This window comes from Nisaea sp., assembly GCF_017640745.1.
Taxonomy (GTDB): domain Bacteria; phylum Pseudomonadota; class Alphaproteobacteria; order Thalassobaculales; family Thalassobaculaceae; genus Nisaea.
Map to the genome: position 1 here is coordinate 104,468 of NZ_JAEPQA010000012.1, position 24,390 is coordinate 128,857.

Consider the following 24,390-nt stretch of genomic DNA (forward strand, 5'->3'; position numbering starts at 1 on the left):
TTTCAGGTCTTCCGGCGCGTCTCAGAAATTCTTGCTGAGCTCGAAGAAGACACGCTGGAAATCACCGCCGCTGTCGTCGACGGGGCGGGTCAGCCCCCGGGCATATTCCAGCTGAAGCCTGATGCTGTCGGTAAGGTCGAGACGGAGCCCCAAGCCGGCGGAGGAGAGACTTTCGTGCGGCAATTCGAACGTACCCTCGTTCCAGACCATGCCGGCGTCATAGAAGCCGTAGACCTGGAACCAGGTGAAGTAATCGTCCCGCAGGCTGTCGCCGTACTGCAGCTCGACGCTTCCACCGAGGCCGTGGTCGCCGGTGAGTTCGCTGAAGTCGTAGGCCCGGCCGATGGAAGAGCCACCCAGACTGAACTCCTCGGAGGACAGCAACTCGTCGTCCGCATATTGCCCCGCGAGGTGGAGGCGTAGACCGATCTCGTTGGTGATTTCCTGCTGGCGGGTGAGCGAGGCACGGGCCTTGACGAAGCTGGCGTCGGCGCCGAGACGGGAGCGGAAGTCGCCTTTTTCGGACGCGCCGAGAACGTCGAGACCGGTCGAGACTTCGGTCCAGATCTGGTTCTGCCCGCCGAAATCGTCCGCCAGAAACATGTAGAGATCACCGCGCAGGACTCGGAGCTGGTCCTTGAAATTGCGCCCGCCATTGTCGTCTTCCGAGACATTGCGGGCGTCGGCCGACAGATTGAGCCAGAGACTCCTGTCCATGGATCGGATGAGGGGATGCGCGGCTTTCAGCACGATCCTCTCGCTTTCTCCCTCGATGCCGTCGAAGGAATCGATCCCGCCGGCGTCACTCTGGCTGGCCGCGACCAGCGACCCTATGGTCGTGCCCGAATTCCCGATCATGCGGCTGACTTCGAACTCGCCGTACCTGAGTTCCTGCGGCTGCATCGGGATCGTGAAAATTCCGACCCTTGCCTGCGTGTCGGGGCCGATGAAACGGTTGGTCGAGACCGAAACCCAGAGCTGCTCCTGGCCGGAGGTCGTCGTTCCGCGATTGTCCAGGACCACAACGCCGCTCTCGGGCTTGGCCTTGAGGGTGAGTTGAAGGGCATACCGCCCCTCGAGCGGGTCGATCTCCTCCATCTCGGCATTGTCGACGATCCGGCCGAAGGAATCCCCGATGAGCAGCAGCACGCGCTCGAGATCGGACCGTTTCAGCGGCCGGAATTCGTCGATCGCAGACGCCAGGCGCTGGATGTAGCCGTCCGTTTCTCCGTTACCGTGAAAGTCGACCCGCTCGACATAACCTTCCGCAACGCGGATCCGCGCGATGCCCGCGGAGAGATCCTGCGGCGGGAGATAGGCCTGGGTCAGAAAATAGCCCCGGTCCTGATAGTGACGGGTGATCCTCTCGGCCGCCGCCTGAAGGTCTGCCGAGGTTACGAGCCGCGCAAGTATGTCCTCGTAATAGGGGGCGAGCGTGTTCTTGTCGAACACCGTGTTGCCCTCGAGGGTCACCGCCGCAAGGAGAAACGTCTTTTCTTCTCCGGCGGTTTCGGCTGCGGGTTTAGGGGCGTCGGGAGTGGAGGGGCGAGAGGCGGGTCTTTCAGCGCCACGTGGAACCCGTTCTTCGATCTGCGCATCTGACGCGTTCCGCACGGGGGTCGCCTGTTGGGCCCCGGATGATGCCGAAAACGCGACAAAATACAACGCTATGACGCCGATGACGCAAATCGTATTCATCTTCAGCTTTTTAGGCGATTTTGAAGCAGAAGCTGTATTCATCGGCCGCATCGAAAATAGAAACGAAAACAAGTCTAAAGGGTAATGGTTAATCAATAATAAATATAAGGATAAGTGGATTTGTCGCCAGAAAATATTGTTGTAGTTTCGCGGGTCGGCAGGTACAAACGTACTCATAAGTCATTGATAAAGCTAGTTTAGTTCAGATTCAATAAAAATGTTCGCTAAATAATTCACGGTTTATCGATAAGCGTCGTTGGTGATCGCAAATTGGCAGAAGCCAGATGGTCGCGGAGAAAATCCGCAAGGGAGAAACAGATGACCTGCACTCGATCTCGCGCTCTTGGTGTGTTTGGCCTCGCATTCTTCGTGCTGGCGGCCATGCTGGCACCTGCGCCCGCACGTGCCCAGGACCGTGTCGTCTGGCAGGTGCTGGAGATCGCCGGCGAGGTCACGATCGCCGATGAGGCGGCCGGCATCGTGAATGTGTCGGTGAATTCAACCGTCACGGAACGGAGCGTGGTCCGCACCGGCGAGACCGGGCGGATCATTCTGACGCGCGGCGAGAACTCGATCGTCATCGGTCCGAACACGGAGCTCAACATTCCGGAGCAGGATCCGAGCTGGGGCACGCGGATCATCCAGACGCTCGGCACTGCTCTATTCAAGGTCGAGAAGAAGCTCGCGCCGCATTTCGAGGTCGTGACGCCCTATCTCGCGGCCGTCGTCAAGGGGACATCCTTCACGGTGAACGTGCGTGACGGCCAGGGGCTCGTGCATGTCGTCGAAGGCGCCGTTCAGGTGACCGACGGGTCGACTGGTGCCAATGTCGTCGTCCGTCCGGGACAGACGGCGCGGACCTCCGCCGGCGGCGGGTTGCAGCTCGACAATACGCCGGTTGATAACGGCACGGATTCCGCCAGCGCGACGACCCAGGACAGCGCGGCGGATACAACGGACAGCCAACCGTCGAGTGCCGTGGAGGTCGCTGCGGCGTCTGTCACGCAGGAATCCGGCACGTCCGGCTCTGCGACCGTCGTCGAGACCGATCAGACCGTTTCCAGTGTTGCGGGATCCTCTTCCGCGACGGTGAAGGCTGCAGGCCTCTCCCTTGCCAGCCCTGTCGGACTGGCGAAGATAGACTTTGCCAAGGCGACGAACGGCCTTGTGCGCAGCGCCGCGGCTCCGGGGCAGCAGAAGAAAGCCAGCGGCAATGGCGGCAACGGTTTCGGCAATGCGTCTGTGTCCGCGAATGGCGCGGTTGCAGCGCGGGCACCGGTTGAATCCGCACGCGTCGTCGACCGGTCCGCGAGTGCCAAATCGAACGGACGTGCCGCGACCCGGGTAGCGCTGGCTGGCAATGCCGGTGGCAACGGCAATGCCGGCGGTAACGGCAACGGCAATGCCGGCGGTAACGGCAACGGCAATGCCGGCGGTAACGGCAACGGCAATGCCGGCGGTAACGGCAACGGCAATGCCGGCGGTAACGGTAACGGGAATGCCGGCGGCAACGGTAACGGCAACTCCGGCGGTAACGGCAACGGCAATGCCGGTGGCAACGGTAACGGCAATGCCGGTGGCAACGGTAACGGCAATTCTGGCGGTAACGGTAACGGCAATGCCGGCGGTAGCGGCAACGGCAATTCCGGTGGCAACGACAACGGCAATGCCGGCGGTAACAGCAATTCCGGTGGCAATGGCAACGGCAATGCCGGCGGCAACGGCAAGAACAAGTAAGCGCCGGAGGTCTTGATGCCAGGCATGCACGGGGAGGCGCCAGTCTAATGACCAGGTTCAGATGGTCGTTTCCGGACATGGGGGAGTTGGTCTCCCGCCGGGGAGACTGGTTCCTGATCGGGCTGGTACCTTTGCTCGTGATTTGCCTCGGTCTCGCAGGCTGGCTTGCACCGTTCGACCGGGCGCTTCTGGAGCAGAAATTCCGGTGGCTCTCGCATTCCGCGAGCGGCGAGATCGTCGTTGTCGAGATCGATCCCGTCACTATCGATGCCGTCGGAGTCTGGCCGTTCCCACGGAAAATCTATGCCGAGGTGATTTCCGAGTTGGATCGTGTCGGGGCCCGGACGATCGCGCTCGACATCGATTTCAGCGCACAATCTTCAGCCGACGACGACGAAGCCCTCCGGACAGCCATCGTCGAGAGCCGGGGGCGGGTCGTCCTGCCGAGATTCGTCCAGCGCGGGCATCGCGATGGGGGCGAGGATGCGCTTGTCGACCGGGCCGCAGAGCAGTTCGCGGAGGGGACCGGGAGCTACGGCAGCGTCAATGTCACCCCGGAGGCGGATTCCCGGATCTGGAGCCACGACGCGTTCGATCTTCATCGCGGCGTGAAACGGCCCTCCCTCGCCATGCTTGTGGCGGAGGGACAGGTCGCCGGCGACCGTTTCCTGATCGATTACGGGATCTCCTACGAGAGCGTTCCGCATATCTCGATGTGGTCCCTGCTGGACGGCACCTACGATCCGGCGAAAATCGCGGGGCGTCGCGTTCTCATCGGCGCGGCGGCGATCGAACTCGGCGATAACCTGCCGGTACCGCGCTACGGATTCCTGCCGGGCGTCTATGTCCAGGCCCTGGCCGCGGAGAGCCTGATCCAGGGCCGGACCCTGCAGGGCAGCACCGCTCTCGTCACGCTGATCGGCCTGCTCTGCCTGCTGCCGGTCGGGATGCAGATCGTCCGGCGCAGGTGGCAGGTCTCCGCCGCCTTCGTCCTCGGGACCGGCGTGGCGCTCTTCGCAGTTTCGGTGGCGCTTCAAGCCTGGTCCACGCTGGTTCTGAACGTCGCGGGCTGGCTTCTGGCCCTCGCCGGATGGTGGCTGGTCGACCTGCTGCGGACGCTTCACGAACAGGCCATCAGGCTCTTCCGTCAGCGCATGTCCGGAACCTACCGGCGCGAATTGATGCGCCGCGTGGTCGACGACAGTTTCGACGGCCTCGTCATGTCGGACAGTCTCGGCCGTGTCGAGAGCATCAACACGGCAGCGCAGAAGATGCTTGGGGTGACGAGCGCGCAGATCTACGGCCGGCCCCTGGCGGAGTTGTTCGCTCCAGAGCTGTTCCAGGAGATCTGGGGCCGCATCCAGGCGGACCTCACGGGGGAGCCCTTCGACCTGACTCTGCCGCAGCCCAACGGAGAACCGATCGAGACCGAGATGGTCGTGAGCACCATCACCCTGCCGCCGAGCAAGAGCCGGTTCGAGCGGCGGCGCAACGATCGGCGCGTCCATGTCATCACCTTCCGCAACATTTCGGAGCGAAAGGCGGCCGAGCAGGCCACGAACCTGGCTTTGCGCGAGGCCAACCGGGCCAACCGGGCAAAATCCCAGTTCCTCGCCAATGTCAGCCACGAACTGCGCACCCCGCTCAACGCGATCCTCGGCTTTTCCGACCTCATGCGCTCGCAGGTCTTCGGCTCGATCGGGAACCAGCGCTACGTTGAATATATCGAGAGCATCAATCACAGCGGCACCCTGCTGCTCGAGCTGATCAACTCGATTCTCGACATCTCCCGCATGGAAAGCGGCGAGAGCGAGCTGAAACCGGAAATCTTCGACCTGTCCGCCCTTCTGAACGAATGCCGTTTGGTCATGCATGGCCTGATCACGAAGTCGCCGCGGATCCTGACCTTCGAGGTCGATCGGTCGGCCGGCCATATTCATGCGGACCGGAGCCTGATGCGGCAGGTCATCGTGAATTTGCTGACCAATGCCTTCAAGTTCACCGACGAACGCGGCAAGATTGCCGTCAATGTCCGCGTGGACGAGAACCGGGAAATCGTCATCGAATTCACCGACAACGGTTTCGGCATCCCGGCAGAGGAACAGAGCGCGATTTTCGAGCCGTTCCACCAGTCGACCGGCGACTATGTGCGCAAATCGGACGGGTTCGGGCTCGGGCTGTTCATCGTGCACCGGATCGTCGACGCCCATGGCGGCCGTATCGAGGTGGAGAGCGAGCTCGATGTCGGCACCACGATCCGCGTTCTGTTGCCAGAGAGCTGTGTCGTGACTCAGCCGGGCGTCGCCCTCGCCGACTGATCCCCGAACGAAAAAGGGAGCGCCGAGGCGCTCCCTTTTCTGTCGGTTCGACGCAATCGATCTAGTCGAGTGCCTGCACGATTTCCTCGCACATCTTCTTCGCGTCCGAGAACAGCATCATCGTGTTGTCCCGGAAGAAGAGTTCGTTCTCGACCCCGGCATAGCCGGACGCCATGCCGCGCTTGACGAACAGCACGGTCTTGGCGTTCTCCACGTCGAGGATCGGCATGCCGAAGATCGGGCTCGACGGGTCGGTCTTCGCAGCCGGGTTGGTCACGTCGTTGGCGCCGATCACGAAGGCGACGTCGGTCTGGCTGAAATCGCGGTTGATCTCTTCCAGTTCCAGCACGTCCTCGTATGGCACGTTGGCTTCCGCCAGGAGCACGTTCATGTGCCCCGGCATGCGGCCCGCGACCGGATGGATCGCGTAACGCACCTTCACGCCCTTCGACTTCAGGATGTCGCCGAGTTCGCGCAGCGCGTGCTGGGCCTGCGCCACCGCCATGCCGTAGCCCGGCACGATGATGACGGAGGAGGCGTTCTCCATGATGAAGGCCGCGTCGTCGGCGCTGCCGGACTTCACCGAGCGGTCGCCGCCCGGTCCGCCCATCGCCGCCGCCTCGCTCTCGCCGCCGAAGCCGCCGAGAATGACGCTGAAGAAGGAGCGGTTCATGCCCTTGCACATGATGTAGCTGAGGATCGCGCCCGAGGAGCCGACCAGCGCCCCGGTGATGATCAGCAGCGAGTTGCCGAGCGTGAAGCCGATGCCGCAGGCGGCCCAGCCGGAATAGGAGTTCAGCATCGAGATCACGACCGGCATGTCGGCGCCGCCGATCGGGATGATGATCAGGATGCCGAGCACCAGCGCGAGCAGGAAGATCGCCCAGAAGGCGGTCGGGCTCTGGCTGACGCAAAGCCAGATCACCAGTGCGATCAGCAGCAGGCCGAGCGCCGCGTTCAGCGGATGCTGGCCGGCGAAGGTGACCGGCTTGCCGGAGATCAGGCCCTGTAGCTTGCCGAAGGCGATGATCGAGCCGGTGAAGGTCACGGCACCGATGGCGAGGCCGATGGCCATTTCCACCAGCGAGCCGACGGCGATGTTGCCGGGCGTGCCGATGCCGTAGGCTTCCGGCCGGAAGAAGGCCGCCGCCGCGACGAAACAGGCGGCGAGACCGACCAGGCTGTGGAACGCGGCAACGAGCTGCGGCAGCGCCGTCATCTCAATCTTGCGCGCGATGAAGGCGCCGATCGAACCGCCGATCACGATACCAGCGAGAATGGTGCCGTAGCTCATCACTTCCGGCATCGCCAGGGTGGTGAGGATCGCGATCGTCATGCCGGCAATGCCGAACATGTTGCCCTGCCGGGCGCTGTCCGGGGAACTCAGCCCCTTCAGCGCCATGATGAAGCAGATGCTGGAGATCAGATAAAGGAAGGCGGAGAGATTCTCGGTCATGTCTGTGTCTCCCGCCTCAGCGCTTTTTCTTGAACATGGACAGCATGCGCTGCGTGACGATGAAGCCGCCGAAGATGTTCACGGAGGCCAGCACCACGGCGCAGAAGCCCATGACCTGGGAAAAGTTCATTTCCGCCGGACCGGCGGCGATCAGGGCGCCGACGATGATCACGGAGGAGATCGCGTTGGTCACGCCCATCAGCGGCGAATGCAGCGCCGGTGTGACCTTCCAGACCACGTAATAGCCGACGAAGCAGGCCAGCACGAAGACGGTGAAGAGCGAGATGAAGCTGTACGGCCCGGAATGCGTGGCCGTCGCGGCATCGGTCGCGACGCTGCCCGCGTCGGCCGCGAATTGCGTGATCTCGCCGGCGAGGCTGGCCGCCTGTTCGGCAAGCGCCTTCGCCTTTTGTTCAATCTGGGTGGCATCCATGGATCAGGTATCCCCCTCTTTGTCGCTGGCTTGCGCCGGTTTCTCGGCGGCGGTTGCCGCCGCGGCCTTCGGCTTGGCGGCGCTTTTCGCGGCCGGCTTGCGCGGGGCCTTCGGCTTGGCGGCGGGCTTGGCGGCCGGTTTGGCCGCGGATTTCGACGCTTCGACCGCGAGCACGGACGGGTGCACGACCTCGCCGTCCCGGGTGATCAGCGAGCCCTTCACGATCTCGTCCTCGAGATTGATCTTCAGGCTCTTGGCCTCGGCGTCATAGAGCGGCGTCAGGAAGTTCAGCACGTTCTTGGCATAGAGCGCGCTGGCGTCGACGGCGATACGGCTCGGCACGTTGGCATGCCCGACAATCGAGACGCCGTGTTTCTTCACCACCTTGCCGAATTCGGAAAGCGGGCTGTTGCCGCCCTGCTCGACGGCGAGATCGACGATCACCGAGCCCGGCTTCATGGTCTTCACCATGTCTTCCGACACCAGCACCGGGGCCGGCCGGCCGGGAATCAGCGCCGTGCAGATCACGACATCCTGCTTCTTCAGCGTTTCCGCGATCAGCTCCGCCTGCTTCTTCTTGTAGGCGTCGCTCATCTCCTTGGCGTAACCGCCGGCGGTTTCCGCTTCCTTGAATTCCTCGTCCTCGACCGCGACGAAGGTGCCGCCGAGGCTCTCGACCTGCTCTTTCGCGGCCGGACGCACGTCGGTCGCGGAGACCACCGCGCCGAGACGCTTGGCGGTGGCGATCGCCTGCAGGCCTGCGACGCCGGCGCCCATGACGAGGACGCGGGCCGGCGGCACGGTGCCGGCGGCGGTCATCATCATCGGGAAGGCGCGGCCGAACTCGTTGCAGGCATCCAGCACGGCCTTGTAGCCGGCAAGGTTGGCCTGGCTCGAGAGCACGTCCATGGACTGCGCGCGGGTGATCCGCGGCACAAGCTCAAGGGCGAAGGTGGTTATCTTCTTGGCCGCCAGCGCGTCGATCAGCGCGCGGTCCTTGTAGGGCTCCATCAGCGAGATCAGGGTCGCGCCGCTTTTCATAAGCGCGATCTCGTCCGCTTCCTTCTCGACTTCGGCGCCGGGGCCGATCGGCTTGCGGACCTTGAGCACGATATCGGCGCTGCCGAGTGCATCCTTCGCGGTCTTGACGATTTTCGCTCCCGCGGCCTCGTAGGCGGCGTCGGTATAGGCCGCCGTCAGACCGGCGCCGCTTTCGATCGCGACCTCGAGCCCCATGGAGACGAACTTCTTGACCGTGTCCGGAGATGCGGCAACCCGCGCCTCGTAAGGTCGCCGTTCCTTAGCGATGCCGATTTTCATTCGTTTCTCTCCCGTGCGTTCCGCGATCATATTCAAACTTGCGCAGACGTTGGCGAGATTGCCGCGCCGCAGCAACCATGGCAAGTGTCCGGCTTATCGTATGGTGGATTGACGTCGGTTGACTTCCGAGGCCGTCAAGTCCGCCGCGCGCCGCTCTTCAAGGATTCTGCGGGCTTTGCGGCATTCGGGGCTCATCAGAATGAGACCTTTTGCCTCGGTTTTGCGATAACCGTCGCAGGCCGCGTTAAGCCGGAGTTCGATCTCGCCCCAATCCTGCTGGATGCGGATAGCCTCCGCCGCGTAGTAGCGGTCGCGCTCCGCCGCCGTCTGAAAACTGCTTTCCTGCAGGGTGATACGGACCCATTGCGGAAAAGCCGATCCACCGGTGACCTGTTTCGCGTCCTGATCCGGGCCAAAAGCCGGATCCACCATGCCGGGCATCGAAAAGCGCCTGACGATATCCGCCGCCGGACGTGCTGGGACCGCTTTGCGGAGACGGAAAAAGCCGTCGGCAAAGCAATCGATTACTGGCTCCTTTCCGAATTGAGACAGTGCGACAAGGCGTGGTGTCGTCAGGGCGAGCGGCGTTGCGGAGCCCCCTGAGACCTTGCAGCGCAAGCCGGTCGGAACCGTGTCGATCAGCGTGAGGGCCTCGGCGGCTCTGCGTTCCGGGTTCGGCGGAAGTTTTCCGCTCGGCGGCGGATCGCTGCTGCAGGCCGCCAGCAATAAGGCGGCGAGGGCGACAAGGCGTTTTGCCGAAATCGTCATGCCGCGCTGTCCAGCCAGATCGTGACGGGCCCGTCATTGATCAAAGACACCTTCATGTCGGCCGCGAAGCGCCCTTTGGCGATTGGCAGGCCGGCCGCCTCGAGCGTGGCGCCGAAATGGTCGACCAGCGGGTTCGCGATTTCCGGCGCGGCGGCGCCGATGAAGCTCGGCCGGTTGCCCTTGCGGGTATCGGCGGCGAGGGTGAATTGCGAGACGACGAGAACACCGCCGCCGATATCGGCGACGGACCGGTTCATCTTTCCGTCTTCGTCCTCGAAGATCCGCAACTTCGCGGTTTTCGCCGCCAGCTTTTCGGCTTCCGCCGTACCGTCGCCGTCGACGGCGCAGACAAGCGCCAGCAGGCCGCGGCCGATCTCGCCGACCACCTCTCCGTCGACCCGGACGGCGGCTTCGCTCACTCTCTGCAGAAGTACGCGCATGGGGTTCGCTCCCAGGCTGTCGGGCCTCAGTCCTCGCCGTCGTCCTCGTCGTCCTCGACATCGATCTCGACCGGTACGCCCGGCAACTGCTTGCGGGTCCGGAAGGAGAGCGCGGTCTTGACGTGGGAGACGTTCGGCGCCGGTGTGAGGCGGGTGGTCAGGAATTTCTGGAAGGTGTCCCAGTCCTTGGCGACCACCTTGAGCAGGAAGTCGGTTTCGCCGGACAGCATGTGGCATTCCCGGACCTCGGGCCAGTCCTCGACCATTTCCTCGAAGGCGACGAGGTCGTCCTCGGCCTGGCTGTTGAGGCCGACAAAAGCGAAGATCGTCACCTTGTAGCCGAGCGCCTCGGGATTCACGTCGGCATGATAGCCGCGGATGAAGCCGGCCTCCTCGAGGGCGCGGACGCGCCGGAGGCAGGGCGGTGCCGAGATGCCGGCCCGGTTCGCAAGATCCACGTTGGTCATGCGCCCGTTGTCCTGCAGGTCGCGGAGAATGCGCCGATCGATACGGTCGAGCTTGACGCGCCGCATGGTGGGTGACTCCCTGAGTTCGGAATGGCTGGACCGGCGGAGGGGGAATTTCCCTTGCCGGTTATTGCAGTGCAGGATAGAGCAGATACCAGGGTTTGCGCAAGATTATTACATCTCTTTGTCATTATCGTGCGCATATCTTTTGAGTGGAGCGGGATATGAGTCCGCTGGAAAAAATGTCGGTCTGGGTCGTCAGCGACGGCACGCGGGGCATGGAGGTGCAGTCCCTCGCCCTGGCACGCGCGCTCGGCGCCGACCCTGTCGTGAAACGGATCCGGCCGGCCCCCTGGCTCCGCGTCTTTCCCTCTCTCGGCGCCTGGAGCGCGGTGCCCCCCGCAGCGGGTGGCGACCCGCTTTCGCCGCCTTGGCCGGACCTTGTGATCGGCTGCGGCCGCCGAACGGCCGGCGCGGTATTGTCGGTCAGGGCGCGCTCCGGAGGGCGCAGCTTCGCCGTGCAGATCCAGGACCCGCGAATCGATCCCGGACTGTTCGATGCACTGGTGGTGCCGGAACACGACCCCGTGCGCGGCGACAACGTGATCCTCACCACAGGCTCGCTGAACGCGCTTGCCGTCACCGATCTGAAAGCCGAGACGGAACGGTTCGCGGCCCTGATCCGTCCGCTGCCGGGACCGCGCGTGCTCGTCGCGGTCGGCGGTCCGACCCGCAAACAGGAGGTTGACCCGGCGCTTGCCGACCGCTTCGTCGGGCATCTGGAGCAACTGGTCGACAGCGGTTGCGGCTTGATGATGACCGCGTCCCGCCGGACGCCGGAAAGGCTCGCGCAGGCCCTGAAGGCGCTCGCCGACGCGGAACCCGCGGCGCTGCTCTGGGACGGAACGGGAGAGAATCCCTATTTCGGCTTTCTCAACGCCGCCGACGCGATCGTCGTGACCTCGGATTCGGTCAACATGACCTCGGAGGCCTGCTCCTCCGGCAAGGGAGTTTATGTCGCCGATCTGCTGATCCCTTCGGGACGGATCGGGACCTTCCAGAAGACCCTGAGGGAGCGCGGGCTGACACGCCCCTTCGCGGGACATGTCGAGCCGTTCCTCTATGAGCCGCTGCGCGATGCGGAAAAGGCCGCCGAAGCTTTGCGGCGCCTGCTGTCCCGGAGGAAGAGCTAGGCCGGAAGCTCGAACAATGCTTCGATCTTGCCGTCGCCGAACTTGCCGGTGCGAAACCCCATCGCCCGGTAGAACAGGAGCGCGTGCTTGTTGTCGCTGCGAATAACGGCGCGTATCCGGCGGTAACCTTGGTGCCGGACGAATTCGATCATGCGTTCGAACAGGGCACTGCCGACACCGTCACGGAATGTTTCGAGCGAGACGAAGGTGCTGATGTCGCATTGATTTTCATCGTCCGGATCGGGCAGGCAGTCCTGTACTCCGAGGAGCTTGCCCGACGCGCCGTTCCATGCGGAAAGATAGACCGCCCGTTCGGGCAGCGTGCCGATGAAATGTTTCTGATCTGCGACGCTCATCGTTTCGGACATGCTTGTATAGGAGCGTGCGTCGATAATTCTGTTCAGGAGCAGGACGATCTCGCCCGCGTCGTCCTCTGCAACAGGGCGGATATAAAGGTCTGGTGACCTGTTGAGCATTTTCTAGTGCCAGATTTTTTTCGGAACCGCGATACCAAGTAAGGTATCGACAGTCATACGATCCTCCGCAAGCGGGAACAACCCGCGCCAGAGATCGACTTTTTCGATCCGCTCGTGCGGTACGGCTGCGTCCCAGAAAGTCGGTTCCGCTCCGGTGACTGTGATATCGAAGCTCTTGAGCATGAACGCCCGGTCGCTTTCCTTGAAGACTTCCGAGGCAAGCTTGCTGGTCGGATCCCGATTGACCACGGAAACGTTGCTGGTTCCCGCAAGCCGGTACCGGTAGTCGAGCCGGCCGCCCGGTTCCCTCAGAACCTCCATGATGAAGAGCCACGGAAGAATCGGCCTCGGGACGTCGAGAGGGGTGAAATCTGAACGGGCGGGGAGCGCGGGCGCGTCAACGAGGCCGCGCCAGAAGGTATGGGCTTGCCGGACGAGCGATTCGTCCGGCAATTTCTCAAGCGAGATGCGCTCGGCATAGAGGAAGGTGGATCTATTGAAGTCAAATGGCTCCGGACGGGCCATGACTGCCCTCCTGTTGGCTTCAATTTGACATTTTATACAAATGTTAGTCGAAAACCTTCCGGAGTCGACTCATTTTAGTTGTGTCCCTGTGTCCGCCCGGCCTCAGACAGCGTCGAGCGCCTGCCTGAGATCGCCGATCAGATCGGACGCGCTTTCGATGCCGGCGGAGATCCGCACCAGTCCCTGACCGATTCCGAGCGCGGCCCGGTCCGCTTCCTCCATCGCCCTGTGAGTGGTGGTGAAGGGATGTGTGATCAGGCTCTTGGTGTCGCCGAGATTGTTCGAGATATCGACGATCTCCAGTCCGTTCAGCAGCTTGAAGGCCTCCTCCTTGCCGCCTTTAACGTCGAAGGAGACGAGGGTGCCGAAGTCGCTCATCTGGCGTGCGGCAAGGGCGTGCTGCGGGTGGGAGGCCAATCCCGGATAGATCACCCGGCCGATCTTGTCGTGACCCTCCAGGAATTCGGCGATCTTCTGTGCATTTTCGCACTGCCGCTGGACCCGGAGCTCTAGGGTCTCGAGACCTTTCAGCAGGACCCAGGCGTTGAACGGACTGAGACAGCCGCCGGTATGACGCATGAACGGCTCGAGATGGTCCTTGCGGAACGTGTTCGAGCAGAGCACCGCTCCGCCGAGGGTGCGGCCCTGGCCGTCGATATGCTTGGTGCCTGAATAGACCGAGACATCGGCGCCGAGCCGGATCGGCTGCTGCAGGATCGGGGTCGAGAACACGTTGTCGATCACGACGCGCGCGCCGGCCTTGTGCGCGATTTCCACCACGGCCGGGATGTCGATGATCTCCAGCGTCGGGTTGGACGGGGTCTCGAAGAAGAAGACCTTCGTATTCGGCCGGACCGCGCCGCGCCACTGGTTGATGTCTGTGCCGTCGATCAGGGTCGCTTCGATGCCGAACTTCGGAAAGATCTTGGTCAGGATGTGATGGCAGGAGCCGAACAGGGCGCGCGCCGCCACCACATGGTCGCCGGTCTTCAGCTGGCAGATCAGCGCCGCCCAGACCGCGGCCATGCCGCTCGCGGTGGCGAAACAGGTCTCCGCGTCCTCCAGCAGCGCCATCCGGTCCTCGAACATCTGGACCGTCGGGTTGCCGTAGCGGGAATACATGTAGCCGTCTTCCTCGCCGTTGAAACGGGCCTCGGCGGAGTCGGCGCTTTCGTAGACATAGCCCGAGGTGAGAAAGAGGGCCTCGGCGGTCTCGCCGAACTCGGAACGGCGGGTGCCGCCACGCACGAGGCGGGTCTCGAGGTCCCAGTCTGCGGCTTCGGTGAAGGCGGGGTTGATCTTGTCGCTCATAGTTCTGACTCCCAGGTCTCCTGCGGGCCCACGGGAGCATTCCCCGTGGCGCTTTAGCACTTGGTGACGCGGATGCAAGCTGCCCTCAAATCCCGCGGGTCCTGTTGGCCGGACCGGGCCGAAAACAAAAAATCCGTCGCGGCGGCGCCGGACGGATCGAAATCCCTCTTTAGCCGCATTTGTTAAGCGCCCGCAATCTGAGATCAAATCGGCGCTGTTCCCGAGACATAAGCTTGGGTGGGCCGGACTGTCAAGAAAAGCCGCGCAAACATTGCATGCGTGCAGGAATGAAGCGCGCAGGACCGTCAAAGGCGAAACGAAAGAGCCCGGGAATGGCCCGGGCTCTGTGGTATTCGTCCGGCGCGTTACGCGCGTTCGCTACATCACGGCGATGCTGAGGATCTCGTAGCTCTTCGAACCGCGCGGCGTTGCCACCTCGACGCTGTCACCGACCTTCTTGCCGATCATCGCACGGGCGATCGGCGAGGAGGTCGAGATATAGCCCTTCGAGATGTCCGCCTCGTAAGGGCCGACGATGGTGAAGGTCTGTTCCTCGTCCGTGTCCTCGTCGGCCACCTCTACGACGGTGCCGAAAGTGACGGTCTTTCCGCCCAGTTTGGCCGTGTCGATGACCTCCGCACGGCTGGTCACGTCTTCCAGCTCGAGAATGCGGCCTTCGATGAAGCTCTGGCGCTCGCGCGCGGAATGATATTCGGCGTTCTCGGACAGATCGCCGTGCTCGCGCGCTTCGGAGATGGCCTTGATGATCTCAGGCCGTTCCACCGTCTTGAGCTGCTTCAGCTCAGCCTGGAGCTTTTCCAGCCCCTGCGCGGTCATCGGAACTTTTTCCATTAAACCGACCTCGGTTATTCACTCAATGCATTCAAAAACAGGCGACCCGTCTCCTGAAAAAGAGTCACCGGTGGCGCCCGGTCCTACCGCCGGCCGTCAGAACGATCCGCTGAGATAGGATTGCAACGGTTCGACTTCAAGACGGCCTGCCCGCAGCGCTTTCATCGCTTGGACGGCGGCCCAGGCCCCTTCGACCGTCGTATAATAGGGAATATTGTGGGTCAGTGCGGTCTGACGCAAGCTGAAACTGTCCGAGATCGCCTGCGCGCCGCCGGTCGTGTTGAACACCAGATCGACATGTCCGGAGAGCATGTTGTCGACGATGTGCGGCCGCCCCTCGAGCACTTTCTTGGTCCGGTCGACCTTGAGGCCGGCCGCCTTGAGGGCGTTCGCGGTACCCTCCGTGGCGAGCAGCAGGTAGCCCATTTCGGCCAGTTCGCCCGCTAGTTTCACGATCTCTTCCTTGTCCTCGTCGCGTACCGAAACGAAGACCGTGCCGGAGGTCGGCAGATGCGTGTTGGCCGCCATCTGGCTCTTGGCGAAGGCGCGGCCGAAATCGCTGTCGATGCCCATGACCTCGCCGGTGGACTTCATTTCCGGGCCGAGGATGACGTCCACGCCGGGGAAGCGGTTGAACGGGAACACCGCTTCCTTCACCGCGACATGCTTCGGCATCTCGGTCGGCAGCGTGAAGTCCGCCAGTTTCTCGCCGGCCATCACGCGGCTCGCGATCTTGGCGATCGGCACGCCGGTCGCCTTGGCGACGAAGGGCACGGTCCGGCTGGCACGCGGGTTCACCTCGAGGATGAAGACGGCGCCGTCCTTGACGGCGAACTGGGTATTCATCAGCCCGACGACCTTGAGGCCCTCGGCCAGCAGGGTCGTCTGGCGGCGGATTTCCTGGATCACGGTTTCCGGCAGGGTCTGCGGCGGCAGCGAGCAGGCGCTGTCGCCGGAATGAATCCCGGCTTCCTCGATATGCTCCATGATGCCGGCGATATAGACCTGTTTGCCGTCGGAAAGGCAGTCCACATCCACCTCGGTCGCACTCCGGAGGAAGCTGTCGATCAGCACCGGGTTCTTGCCCGATACTTTCACCGCTTGCTCCATGTAGCGCCGCAGTTGCGCCGGCTCATGCACGATTTCCATTGCGCGGCCGCCGAGCACGTAGGACGGGCGGATGACGACCGGGTAGCCGATCTCGTGTGCGACCTTCTCGGCCTCCTCGAAGGAGAAGGCGGTGCCGTTCTTCGGCTGCCGAAGCCCGAGATCGTTCAGCAGCTTCTGGAAGCGCTTGCGGTCCTCGGCGAGGTCGATCGCGTCCGGCGAGGTGCCGAGGATCGGGATGCCCGCGTCCTCGAGCGCCTGGGAGAGCTTCAGCGGGGTCTGTCCGCCGAGCTGGACGATGACGCCTTTCACCTTGCCCCTGGTCTGCTCCTTGCGGACCAGCTCGATCACGTCTTCCGCTGTCAGCGGCTCGAAATAGAGACGGTCGGAGGTATCGTAGTCGGTTGAGACGGTTTCCGGGTTGCAGTTGACCATGATGGTCTCGTAGCCGGCCTCGGAAAGCGCGTAGGCGGCATGGACGCAGCAATAGTCGAACTCGATGCCCTGGCCGATCCGGTTCGGTCCGCCGCCGAGGATGACGACCTTCTCGGAATCCGTCGGATCGGACTCGCATTCCGGCGCGCCGTAGCCGTCGCTCTCGTAGCAGGAATACATATAAGGCGTTGCCGAGGGGAACTCGGCCGCGCAGGTGTCGATCCGCTTGTAGACCGGGCGGATGTCGAGCGCGTGCCGCGCCGCGGTCACTTCGTTCTCTTCCTTGCCGGTCAGTTCGCCGAGGCGGGCATCGGAGAAGCCCATCTTCTTCAGCCGGGCGAAATCCTTCGCCGCCGTCGGCAGGCCGTTTTTCCGAATCTCTTCTTCGACCGCGACGATCTCGCGGACATGGCGCAGGAACCACGGGTCGAAATGGCTCGCATTGGCGATCTCCTCGAGGGAGAGCCCGACGCGGAAGGCCTGGGCGACGCGCAGCAGACGGTCCGGAGTCTGTTCGCTGAGAGCGGCCACGACACGCTCGCGGCTGACGCCCTCGCTGTCCACGCCCGGCAGCTCGACCTCGTTGAGGCCGGTCAGGCCGGTTTCCATGGAGCGCAGCGCCTTCTGCAGGCTCTCCGGGAAGCTGCGGCCGATGGACATCGCCTCGCCGACCGACTTCATCGCCGTGCTGAGCAGCGGGGTGGTGTTCGGGAACTTCTCGAAGGTGAAGCGCGGGATCTTGGTGACCACGTAATCGATGGTCGGCTCGAAGCTCGCCGGCGTCCGGCCTCCGGTGATGTCGTTCTTCAACTCGTCGAGCGTGTAGCCGACCGCGAGCTTCGCCGCGATCTTGGCGATCGGGAAGCCGGTCGCCTTGGAAGCGAGCGCCGAGGAGCGGGAGACGCGCGGGTTCATCTCGATGACGATGAGACGGCCGTTCTCCGGATTGACCGCGAACTGTACGTTCGAGCCGCCGGTCTCGACGCCGATCTCGCGCAGCACGGCGATCGAGGCGTCGCGCATCCGCTGATATTCCTTGTCGGTCAGGGTCAGCGCCGGGGCGACGGTGATGCTGTCGCCGGTATGCACGCCCATCGGATCGACGTTCTCGATCGAGCAGATGATGATGCAGTTGTCCGCCTTGTCGCGGACGACCTCCATCTCGTACTCCTTCCAGCCGAGCACGCTTTCCTCGACCAGAACGGATTTCACCGGCGATGCGCGCAGGCCGTTGCGGATGATCTGTTCGTATTCCTCGGCATTGTAGGCGATGCCGCCGCCCTCGCCGCCGAGGGTGAAGGAGGGCCGCATGATGGCCGGCAGGCCGACATGCTTCAGCGCGTCCATCGCCTCCTCGACGGAATGGACGAGGCTGGAGCGCGGCGAGTCGAGGCCGATCTTGTCCATCGCATCGCGGAACAGCAGCCGGTCCTCGGCCTTCTCGATGGCTTCCAGCTTGGCGCCGATCAGCTCGACACCGTGCTCTTCGAGCGTGCCGTTCTTGGCGAGGGCGATCGCGGTGTTGAGCGCGGTCTGCCCGCCCATGGTCGGGAGCAGCGCGTCCGGCTTTTCCTTCTCGATCACGCGCGCGACCATTTTCGGGGTGATCGGCTCGACATAGGTCGCATCCGCGAGGCCCGGGTCGGTCATGATCGTCGCCGGGTTCGAGTTCACCAGGATGACCCGGTAACCCTCTTCCTTCAGCGCCTTGCAGGCCTGTGCGCCGGAATAGTCGAACTCGCAGGCCTGACCGATAACGATCGGGCCGGCACCGATGATCATGATGGATTTGATATCTGTACGTTTGGGCATCGGATCGCTCAGTTCTTGCTGTCGATGAAATCGACAAACCGTTGGAAGAGATAATGGCTGTCCTTCGGCCCCGGCGAGGCTTCCGGATGATACTGCACGGAGAAGACCGGGCGGCCGGAGAGGCGGATGCCCTCGATCGAGCCGTCGAAGAGGGAGCGGTGGGTGATCTCCACGCCCTCGGGCAGGCTGCCCTCGCTGATCATGAAGCCGTGGTTCTGCGAGGTGATCTCGACCTTGCCGGTGGTCAGATCCTTGACGGGGTGGTTCGCGCCCCGGTGGCCCTGATGCATCTTTTCGGTCTTGGCGCCGAGCGAGAGGGCCAGCATCTGGTGGCCGAGGCAGATGCCGAAGACCGGTTTGCCGCTGTCGACCAGCTTCTTGATTTCGGGCACCGCATACTCGCCCGTTGCCGCCGGATCGCCCGGGCCGTTGGCGAGGAAGATGCCGTCCGGCGCGTGCGCGAGCACGTCTTCCGCCTTGGTGTCGGCAGGAACCACCGTGACCTTGCAGCCGAGCGAGGCGAGGTTGCGCAGGATGTTGCGCTTGGCGCCGAAATCCATCGCCACGACATGACGCTTGATCTCCGGATCGGCCTCGAAACCGTCGTCGCCGTCGACGCCGCCGCGGGCGAATTCCCAGGTGCCTTCACGCCAGCTGTAGGTCTGCCGGCAGGAGACCTGGATCGCGAGATCCATGCCTTCGAGGCCGGGCCAGTCCTGCGTCTTCTGCCAGAGCGCGTCGAGATCGAGCTTGCCGTCCGGCGCATGGGCGAGGCAGCCGGTCGGCGCGCCGCCGTCCCGGATCCGCCGGGTCAGGCGCCTTGTGTCGACGCCGCTGATGCCCGGCAGGCCGAAGCTCTTCAGCCAGTCGTCGAAATGCCGCTCGGAGCGGTAGTTGGAGGGCTCCGTCATATCGGCGCGCAGCACCAGGCCGAGCGCCGCGGGCGTGGTGGTTTCCACATCCATTGAATTGGCGCCGACATTGCCGATATGGGGGAAGGTGAAGGTGATGATCTGACCTGCATAGGACGGATCGGTCATGATCTCCTGGTAGCCGGTGAGCGAGGTGTTGAAGCAGACCTCGCCGACGCGTTCGGTAGCCGCTCCCAGTCCTCGTCCCCAGAATACAGTCCCGTCCGCCAGCACGAGCACGGCGGTCGCGCCGTCCGGCTGGGGCACTGCGGAGAAGTCTGGCTTGGCTTGGTCGGCTTTCGAAGGCTGCGCCATCGCGGTCATCCCTGGCAATTCGCTGCGGTTCCGGCACACGAGAACCGCGGAGGATCGCATGGATATCCGCTTGGCAGACAGATTCTTTGTCTTCGGGTCGGGCCGGACGCTTCGAAGCCGACTAGATAAAGAATGCGGGACCGGAGGTCAAGGCCGTTATTTTTCATATAAATGAGCAAATTCAGATAGTTAGTAAATGTGCCTTGCGTTTTGTGCCGCGATGGAGATGGTGTAGCCGAAATTCGCGAGCCGGTCTGGCGAGAAACCCGCCGCGAAATGGCTAGGGGTAATAATCAAATGATGCGCGCCGCATTCAGTGACGCCTTGAAAGAGGCTTTGAAGAACAAGGATCAGTGTGCCGTCAGCACAATCAGATTGATTCTGGCGGCCCTGAAGGACCGTGACATTGCCGCGCGCGGCAATGGCAAGACGGACGGGATCAGCGAGGACGAAATTCTCTCCATGCTGCAGACCATGCTCAAGCAGCGCGCCGAGTCGATCAAGCTCTACGAGCAGGGCGGCCGCCTTGAGCTTGCCGAGCAGGAAAAGGCGGAGATGGACGTCATCCGCCGTTTCATGCCGGAGCAGCTCGACGAAGCCGAGATGAACGCGGCGGTGGAAACCGTCGTGAAGGAAATCGGCGCGAAGGAGCTGAAGGACATGGGCCGCGCCATGGCAGCCCTGAAGGAACGCTATGCCGGCCGCATGGATTTTTCCAAGGCGAGCGGCATCGTCCGGCAGATGCTCGCCTGAGCTTTTCCCCACCCGGAAACCTTTGACCGCTTGAGCTGGCAAGTTCACACTCTTTGCCCCTTGGGCAAGGATTGATCGTCGCACGTCATGAGCTTCCCGCCGCAATTCCTTGACGAATTGAGGACCCGGCTTCCGGTTTCGGAAGTGGTCGGGCGGCGGGTGACGCTGCAGCGCCGGGGGCGGGAGTTTCTCGGGCTCTGTCCGTTCCACTCGGACAGCAAGCCGTCGATGAACGTGGTCGACGACAAGAACTTCTATCACTGCTTCGCCTGCGGGGCGCATGGCGACATCATCAAGTTCGTGATGGAGACCGAGGGACTCGCCTTTCCGGAAGCGGTCGAGAAGCTGGCCGACATGGCCGGTCTCGAGGTGCCCAAGGAAACGCCGCAGGACCGGGAGCGCACGAAGCGCCGCGAGACCCTGCACGACGTGCTGGAACATGCCTGCGTCTGGTTTGAGCAGAAGCTCGCGGGTCCCGGCGGAGCCGAAGCGCTCGAATATCTGCGCAGGCGCGGCCTGACCAGGGAAACCATCGCCCGTTTCCGCCTCGGCTGGGCGCCGGACAGCCGCACCGCCTTCGCGCAGTCGATGAAGGCGGAAGGCGTGAAGGAAGCTCTGCTGCTGGAAGCGGGGCTTCTGCGCAAACCCGAGGATGGCGGCGCGGCCTACGACTATTTTCGCGGCCGCATCATCTTCCCGATCACCGACCGGCGCGGCCGGGTGATCGCCTTCGGCGGCCGCATTCTCGGAGACGGGCAGCCAAAGTACCTGAACTCTCCCGACACGCCGGTCTTTCATAAAGGCCGTGTGCTTTACGGTCTCGCGCAGGCGCGCGAGGCGGCGCGCAAGGCGGACGAGATCGTTGTCGCCGAAGGCTACATGGATGTGATCGCGCTCTCCCAGGGCGGTTTCCCGCAGGCGGTCGCCCCCCTCGGCACGGCGCTCACCGAAGACCAGATCGCGGAGCTCTGGAAGCTGGCGACGGAGCCGATCGTCTGTTTCGACGGCGACACCGCAGGGATGCGGGCCGCCGGACGCGCCGCCGACCGGGTGCTGCCGATGCTGAAGCCGGGGCATTCCCTGCGCTTTGTCACCCTGCCGCAGGGCGAGGATCCGGACGACGTGATCAAGCATCACGGCGCCAAGGCGATGCGGGAGCTGCTCGACGGCGCGATCCCGCTCTCCGAATTTATCTGGCGCCAGGAACTGGCCGCCCAGCCGGTAACCACGCCGGAGAAACTCGCAGATTTACGCGGACGCGTTTTCCGCAAAACAGATTTGATTGGAGAGCGCTCTCTTCAAGAAGATTATCAAGATGAATTTAGAAGAAAGCTTTATGAGCTTCGACAAGAAAATTGGAATAAATTAAAGGAAAAATTTGGCAACAACAAAAATAAACAATCAAACAATTCGATAATACAGGCTCTCAAAGTTAATCAGATTGATTTGACGAAGGGCTTGGATTTAGCGGGTCAGAAAATATTTCTGACTGCATTACTTGAGCATCCCGGGCTTATTGATGAGTTCGGTGAAATGATAGGAAAAGTGCGGTTCTCTGATCCTTTACTTGACAAACTGCGACATGAAATCCTAGACGTTGCGTTTTCCGACGTGAGCCTTGACGCTAAGGGAATGTACGACCATCTGATGTCGTCGGGTTTCGACGAGGTGGCTAAAAGCCTCTTGCCACGAAACTCCATCATCAGAGCCACTTATGTGTTCCGACGTAAGTCATACGAAGAGTGTCGGCTGCATCTTAACGAATTGATTGGGAGATTCGGGAAGGCGCAGGTCGAGGCTCATTTGGCCGATGCGGAACAGCAGTTTGCTATTGATCCCAGCGACGACAGCTGGAACAAAGTGTGCTCTTTGAGGGCGTTGATTGCTTCGATTAATTCCGCTGTGTCGCTTGAAGAGGCACATAGTGGGTTAGTTTATTAGGGTTGCAATAGTGCCTCGCTGGATGGCAGCGGCGCAAATGGAGAGGTCGACGAGCGAATGGCGAAACAGTCGCTGGCGAACGAAGACGAGAACCGGGACCGCGAAGAGAATTCCGACGGTCCGCTGATCGACAATGTCAATCAGACCGTCAAGAACCTGATCAAGAAGGGCAAGGAGCGCGGCTACCTCACCTATGACGAGGTGAACGCGGCACTGCCCCAGGAGGAGATGTCCTCCGAGCAGATCGAGGACGTGATGTCCGCTCTCAGCGAGATGGGCGTCAACGTGGTCGAGAACGAGGATCAGGAAGACGGCGGCAACGACTCCAAGGCCGAGGACGAGAAGAGTGTCGCCGGCAACGTCGCCGACGACGATGTCGGCCGCACGGACGACCCTGTCCGCATGTATCTGCGCGAGATGGGCAGCGTCGAGCTGCTCTCCCGTGAGGGCGAAATCGCCATTGCCAAGCGCATCGAGGCCGGCCGCGAGATGATGATCGGCGGCATCTGCGAGAGCCCGCTGACCATCAAGGCCCTGATCCAGTGGCGCGACGCGCTGAAGGAAGAGAAGGTCCTGCTGCGCGACGTCATCGACCTCGACGCCACCTATGGCGGCGGTCCGGACGGCGCCAGCGACGACAGCGAGAGCGACGGCGAGGGCGATAACGACAACGAGGAAACCGCCGAGTCCGAGAGCGACGAGGACGAGGCCGACAGCGAAGACGAGGCCAAGGACGGCGACGAGGAGAAATCCTCCGGCGAATCCGGCGAGTCCTCCGATGACGATGACGAGGAGGAGGATGGCGAAGAGAACAACATGTCTCTTTCCGCCATGGAAGCCGCCCTCACGCCCCAGGTGCTGGAGACCTTCGACCAGATCGCCGATACCTACGGCAAGCTCAAGAAGGTTCAGGACAAGCGCCTGCAGCGCCTGCAGAAGGGCGAGGAACTGACCGCCCAGAGCGAGCGCCGCTACGAGAAGCTGCGCGACGAGCTGGTCGACCTTATGGAAGGCGTCCGCCTCAACAACGGACGTATCGAGGCCCTTGTCGAGCAGCTCTATAACCTGAACCGGCATCTGACGGGGATGGACATGCGGATGCTCAAGATGGCGGAGAAGGCCGGTGTCGACCGGGCCGCCTTCCTGAAGGAGCATTTCGGCAACGAACTCGACCCGGACTGGAGCGAGCGCGTCTCCGGTCTCTCCGGCAAGGGCTGGGCGAAGTTCGTCGAGAAGAATGCGGCCGAGATCGAGAAGATCCGCGACGGCATGGCGGCGATTTCCGAGGATGCCGGCCTTCCGATCAACGAGTTCCGCCGCATCGTGCAGACCGTGCAGAAGGGCGAGCGCGAGGCGAGCCGGGCGAAGAAGGAGATGGTCGAGGCGAACCTGCGTCTCGTGATCTCCATCGCCAAGAAATACACCAACCGCGGACTGCAGTTCCTCGACCTGATCCAGGAAGGCAATATCGGCCTGATGAAGGCGGTCGATAAGTTCGAATACCGCCGCGGCTACAAGTTCTCGACCTATGCCACATGGTGGATCCGTCAGGCGATCACCCGCTCGATCGCCGACCAGGCGCGGACCATCCGGATCCCGGTGCACATGATCGAGACGATCAACAAGCTGGTCCGCACGAGCCGCCAGATCCTCCACGAAATTGGCTGCGAGCCGACACCGGAGGAACTGGCCGAACGCCTCGGCATGCCGCTCGAAAAAGTCCGCAAGGTTCTCAAGATCGCGAAAGAGCCGATCTCCCTCGAGACCCCGATCGGCGACGAGGAAGACAGCCATCTCGGCGATTTCATCGAAGACAAAAACGCCGTCCAGCCGCTGGACGCCGCCATCCAGGGCAACTTGCGCGAAACCACGACCCGCGTGCTCGCGAGCCTGACGCCGCGTGAAGAACGTGTTCTAAGAATGCGCTTCGGCATCGGCATGAACACCGATCACACGCTCGAAGAGGTGGGCCAGCAGTTCAGCGTGACCCGCGAACGTATCCGCCAGATCGAGGCGAAGGCGCTTCGCAAGCTGAAGCACCCGTCGCGCTCGCGCAAGATGCGATCCTTCCTCGATCAATAGGCGCCGTCTGTAACCCACTGACGACGTTCATCGAATTTTC

General features: G+C 62.7%; 20 protein-coding genes. 7 read left to right on the top strand and 13 right to left on the bottom strand.

Annotated features, from left to right (window positions below; all coding sequences use genetic code 11):
- Nucleotides 1-21: 21 nt before the first annotated feature.
- Entirely contained in the window at nucleotides 22-1,452 is a 1,431-nt protein-coding gene (locus tag JJ959_RS10425; protein ID WP_292883122.1) for a ShlB/FhaC/HecB family hemolysin secretion/activation protein, read from the bottom strand.
- Here JJ959_RS10425 and JJ959_RS10430 point away from each other — a divergent pair.
- The 3 genes from JJ959_RS10430 (at nucleotide 1,442) to JJ959_RS10440 (ending at nucleotide 5,753) form a co-directional block, all read left to right on the top strand.
- Nucleotides 1,442-1,783: a hypothetical protein gene (locus JJ959_RS10430; RefSeq protein WP_292883125.1), complete on the top strand. Its 342-nt coding sequence runs from the start codon at nucleotides 1,442-1,444 to the stop codon at nucleotides 1,781-1,783. The genes JJ959_RS10425 and JJ959_RS10430 overlap by 11 nt on opposite strands.
- Before the next feature lie 233 nt (nucleotides 1,784-2,016).
- Nucleotides 2,017-3,435, top strand: coding sequence for a FecR family protein (locus tag JJ959_RS10435; protein ID WP_292883128.1), 1,419 nt, complete (start codon nucleotides 2,017-2,019; stop codon nucleotides 3,433-3,435).
- A gap of 47 nt (nucleotides 3,436-3,482) precedes the next feature.
- Complete coding sequence (locus tag JJ959_RS10440; RefSeq protein ID WP_292883131.1) at nucleotides 3,483-5,753, top strand: CHASE2 domain-containing protein; 2,271 nt, start codon at nucleotides 3,483-3,485, stop codon at nucleotides 5,751-5,753.
- A gap of 61 nt (nucleotides 5,754-5,814) precedes the next feature.
- On the opposite strand, the gene JJ959_RS10445 is transcribed toward JJ959_RS10440, so the two are convergent.
- The 6 genes from JJ959_RS10445 to JJ959_RS10470 all read right to left on the bottom strand — a co-directional run bounded on the left by JJ959_RS10445 (nucleotide 5,815) and on the right by JJ959_RS10470 (nucleotide 10,703).
- Nucleotides 5,815-7,209: an NAD(P)(+) transhydrogenase (Re/Si-specific) subunit beta gene (locus tag JJ959_RS10445; RefSeq protein ID WP_292883134.1), complete on the bottom strand. Its 1,395-nt coding sequence runs from the start codon at nucleotides 7,207-7,209 to the stop codon at nucleotides 5,815-5,817.
- Nucleotides 7,210-7,225: 16 nt separating this feature from the next.
- Complete coding sequence (locus JJ959_RS10450) at nucleotides 7,226-7,642, bottom strand: NAD(P) transhydrogenase subunit alpha (protein ID WP_292883136.1); 417 nt, start codon at nucleotides 7,640-7,642, stop codon at nucleotides 7,226-7,228.
- A 3-nt stretch (nucleotides 7,643-7,645) separates the two neighbouring features.
- Entirely contained in the window at nucleotides 7,646-8,962 is a 1,317-nt protein-coding gene (locus tag JJ959_RS10455; protein ID WP_292883138.1) for a Re/Si-specific NAD(P)(+) transhydrogenase subunit alpha, read from the bottom strand.
- Between the two features lie 93 nt (nucleotides 8,963-9,055).
- A complete protein-coding gene (locus JJ959_RS10460; protein ID WP_292883141.1) occupies nucleotides 9,056-9,730 on the bottom strand; it encodes a hypothetical protein in 675 nt (224 codons plus the stop codon).
- Nucleotides 9,727-10,170, bottom strand: a complete 444-nt coding sequence (gene dtd / locus JJ959_RS10465; RefSeq protein ID WP_292883144.1) for a D-aminoacyl-tRNA deacylase — start codon at nucleotides 10,168-10,170, stop codon at nucleotides 9,727-9,729. The genes JJ959_RS10460 and dtd overlap by 4 nt, the downstream gene beginning before the upstream one ends.
- Nucleotides 10,171-10,196: 26 nt before the next feature.
- The gene (locus tag JJ959_RS10470) at nucleotides 10,197-10,703 is read right to left on the bottom strand and encodes an Lrp/AsnC family transcriptional regulator (protein ID WP_193183680.1); all 507 of its coding nucleotides are present in this window, start codon (nucleotides 10,701-10,703) and stop codon (nucleotides 10,197-10,199) included.
- 158 nt (nucleotides 10,704-10,861) lie between these two features.
- On the opposite strand from JJ959_RS10470, the gene JJ959_RS10475 reads away from it, so the two are divergent.
- Nucleotides 10,862-11,830, top strand: a complete 969-nt coding sequence (locus tag JJ959_RS10475; protein ID WP_292883149.1) for a mitochondrial fission ELM1 family protein — start codon at nucleotides 10,862-10,864, stop codon at nucleotides 11,828-11,830.
- Here JJ959_RS10475 and JJ959_RS10480 read toward each other — a convergent pair.
- The 6 genes from JJ959_RS10480 to carA all read right to left on the bottom strand — a co-directional run bounded on the left by JJ959_RS10480 (nucleotide 11,827) and on the right by carA (nucleotide 19,574).
- The gene (locus JJ959_RS10480) at nucleotides 11,827-12,306 is read right to left on the bottom strand and encodes a GNAT family N-acetyltransferase (protein ID WP_292883151.1); all 480 of its coding nucleotides are present in this window, start codon (nucleotides 12,304-12,306) and stop codon (nucleotides 11,827-11,829) included. The two genes, JJ959_RS10475 and JJ959_RS10480, sit on opposite strands and share 4 nt — an antisense overlap.
- Before the next feature lie 3 nt (nucleotides 12,307-12,309).
- Nucleotides 12,310-12,831, bottom strand: coding sequence for a PAS domain-containing protein (locus JJ959_RS10485; protein WP_292883153.1), 522 nt, complete (start codon nucleotides 12,829-12,831; stop codon nucleotides 12,310-12,312).
- A gap of 102 nt (nucleotides 12,832-12,933) precedes the next feature.
- On the bottom strand, nucleotides 12,934-14,142 hold the full coding sequence (metZ, locus tag JJ959_RS10490) for an O-succinylhomoserine sulfhydrylase (RefSeq protein ID WP_292883155.1): 1,209 nt from the start codon (nucleotides 14,140-14,142) through the stop codon (nucleotides 12,934-12,936).
- A gap of 378 nt (nucleotides 14,143-14,520) precedes the next feature.
- Nucleotides 14,521-14,994, bottom strand: coding sequence for a transcription elongation factor GreA (greA, locus tag JJ959_RS10495; protein ID WP_292883158.1), 474 nt, complete (start codon nucleotides 14,992-14,994; stop codon nucleotides 14,521-14,523).
- Between the two features lie 96 nt (nucleotides 14,995-15,090).
- Nucleotides 15,091-18,348 (bottom strand): carbamoyl-phosphate synthase large subunit, encoded by a 3,258-nt coding sequence (carB, locus tag JJ959_RS10500; protein ID WP_292883161.1) that lies wholly within the window; start codon nucleotides 18,346-18,348, stop codon nucleotides 15,091-15,093.
- A gap of 8 nt (nucleotides 18,349-18,356) precedes the next feature.
- Nucleotides 18,357-19,574: a glutamine-hydrolyzing carbamoyl-phosphate synthase small subunit gene (gene carA, locus JJ959_RS10505; RefSeq protein ID WP_292883164.1), complete on the bottom strand. Its 1,218-nt coding sequence runs from the start codon at nucleotides 19,572-19,574 to the stop codon at nucleotides 18,357-18,359.
- A gap of 297 nt (nucleotides 19,575-19,871) precedes the next feature.
- Between carA and JJ959_RS10510 the strand changes: the two genes are divergently transcribed.
- From JJ959_RS10510 to rpoD, 3 genes are all read left to right on the top strand, one after another.
- Entirely contained in the window at nucleotides 19,872-20,327 is a 456-nt protein-coding gene (locus JJ959_RS10510) for a GatB/YqeY domain-containing protein (RefSeq protein ID WP_292883167.1), read from the top strand.
- A gap of 87 nt (nucleotides 20,328-20,414) precedes the next feature.
- Nucleotides 20,415-22,268 carry a DNA primase gene (dnaG, locus tag JJ959_RS10515; RefSeq protein WP_292883169.1) on the top strand — a complete coding sequence of 618 codons (1,854 nt, stop codon included), beginning with the start codon at nucleotides 20,415-20,417 and terminating at the stop codon, nucleotides 22,266-22,268.
- A gap of 57 nt (nucleotides 22,269-22,325) precedes the next feature.
- Complete coding sequence (gene rpoD, locus JJ959_RS10520) at nucleotides 22,326-24,350, top strand: RNA polymerase sigma factor RpoD (protein ID WP_292883172.1); 2,025 nt, start codon at nucleotides 22,326-22,328, stop codon at nucleotides 24,348-24,350.
- Nucleotides 24,351-24,390: the final 40 nt, after the last annotated feature.

Coding starts and splice junctions, on each gene's coding strand:
- JJ959_RS10435 (WP_292883128.1), top strand. CDS start 2,017: ATGACCTGCACTCGATCTCGCGCTCTTGGTGTGTTTGGCCTCGCATTC.
- JJ959_RS10440 (WP_292883131.1), top strand. CDS start 3,483: ATGACCAGGTTCAGATGGTCGTTTCCGGACATGGGGGAGTTGGTCTCC.
- JJ959_RS10445 (WP_292883134.1), bottom strand. CDS start 7,209: ATGACCGAGAATCTCTCCGCCTTCCTTTATCTGATCTCCAGCATCTGC.
- JJ959_RS10450 (WP_292883136.1), bottom strand. CDS start 7,642: ATGGATGCCACCCAGATTGAACAAAAGGCGAAGGCGCTTGCCGAACAG.
- JJ959_RS10455 (WP_292883138.1), bottom strand. CDS start 8,962: ATGAAAATCGGCATCGCTAAGGAACGGCGACCTTACGAGGCGCGGGTT.
- JJ959_RS10460 (WP_292883141.1), bottom strand. CDS start 9,730: ATGACGATTTCGGCAAAACGCCTTGTCGCCCTCGCCGCCTTATTGCTG.
- dtd (WP_292883144.1), bottom strand. CDS start 10,170: ATGCGCGTACTTCTGCAGAGAGTGAGCGAAGCCGCCGTCCGGGTCGAC.
- JJ959_RS10470 (WP_193183680.1), bottom strand. CDS start 10,703: ATGCGGCGCGTCAAGCTCGACCGTATCGATCGGCGCATTCTCCGCGAC.
- JJ959_RS10475 (WP_292883149.1), top strand. CDS start 10,862: ATGAGTCCGCTGGAAAAAATGTCGGTCTGGGTCGTCAGCGACGGCACG.
- JJ959_RS10480 (WP_292883151.1), bottom strand. CDS start 12,306: ATGCTCAACAGGTCACCAGACCTTTATATCCGCCCTGTTGCAGAGGAC.
- JJ959_RS10485 (WP_292883153.1), bottom strand. CDS start 12,831: ATGGCCCGTCCGGAGCCATTTGACTTCAATAGATCCACCTTCCTCTAT.
- metZ (WP_292883155.1), bottom strand. CDS start 14,142: ATGAGCGACAAGATCAACCCCGCCTTCACCGAAGCCGCAGACTGGGAC.
- greA (WP_292883158.1), bottom strand. CDS start 14,994: ATGGAAAAAGTTCCGATGACCGCGCAGGGGCTGGAAAAGCTCCAGGCT.
- carB (WP_292883161.1), bottom strand. CDS start 18,348: ATGCCCAAACGTACAGATATCAAATCCATCATGATCATCGGTGCCGGC.
- carA (WP_292883164.1), bottom strand. CDS start 19,574: ATGGCGCAGCCTTCGAAAGCCGACCAAGCCAAGCCAGACTTCTCCGCA.
- JJ959_RS10510 (WP_292883167.1), top strand. CDS start 19,872: ATGATGCGCGCCGCATTCAGTGACGCCTTGAAAGAGGCTTTGAAGAAC.
- dnaG (WP_292883169.1), top strand. CDS start 20,415: ATGAGCTTCCCGCCGCAATTCCTTGACGAATTGAGGACCCGGCTTCCG.
- rpoD (WP_292883172.1), top strand. CDS start 22,326: ATGGCGAAACAGTCGCTGGCGAACGAAGACGAGAACCGGGACCGCGAA.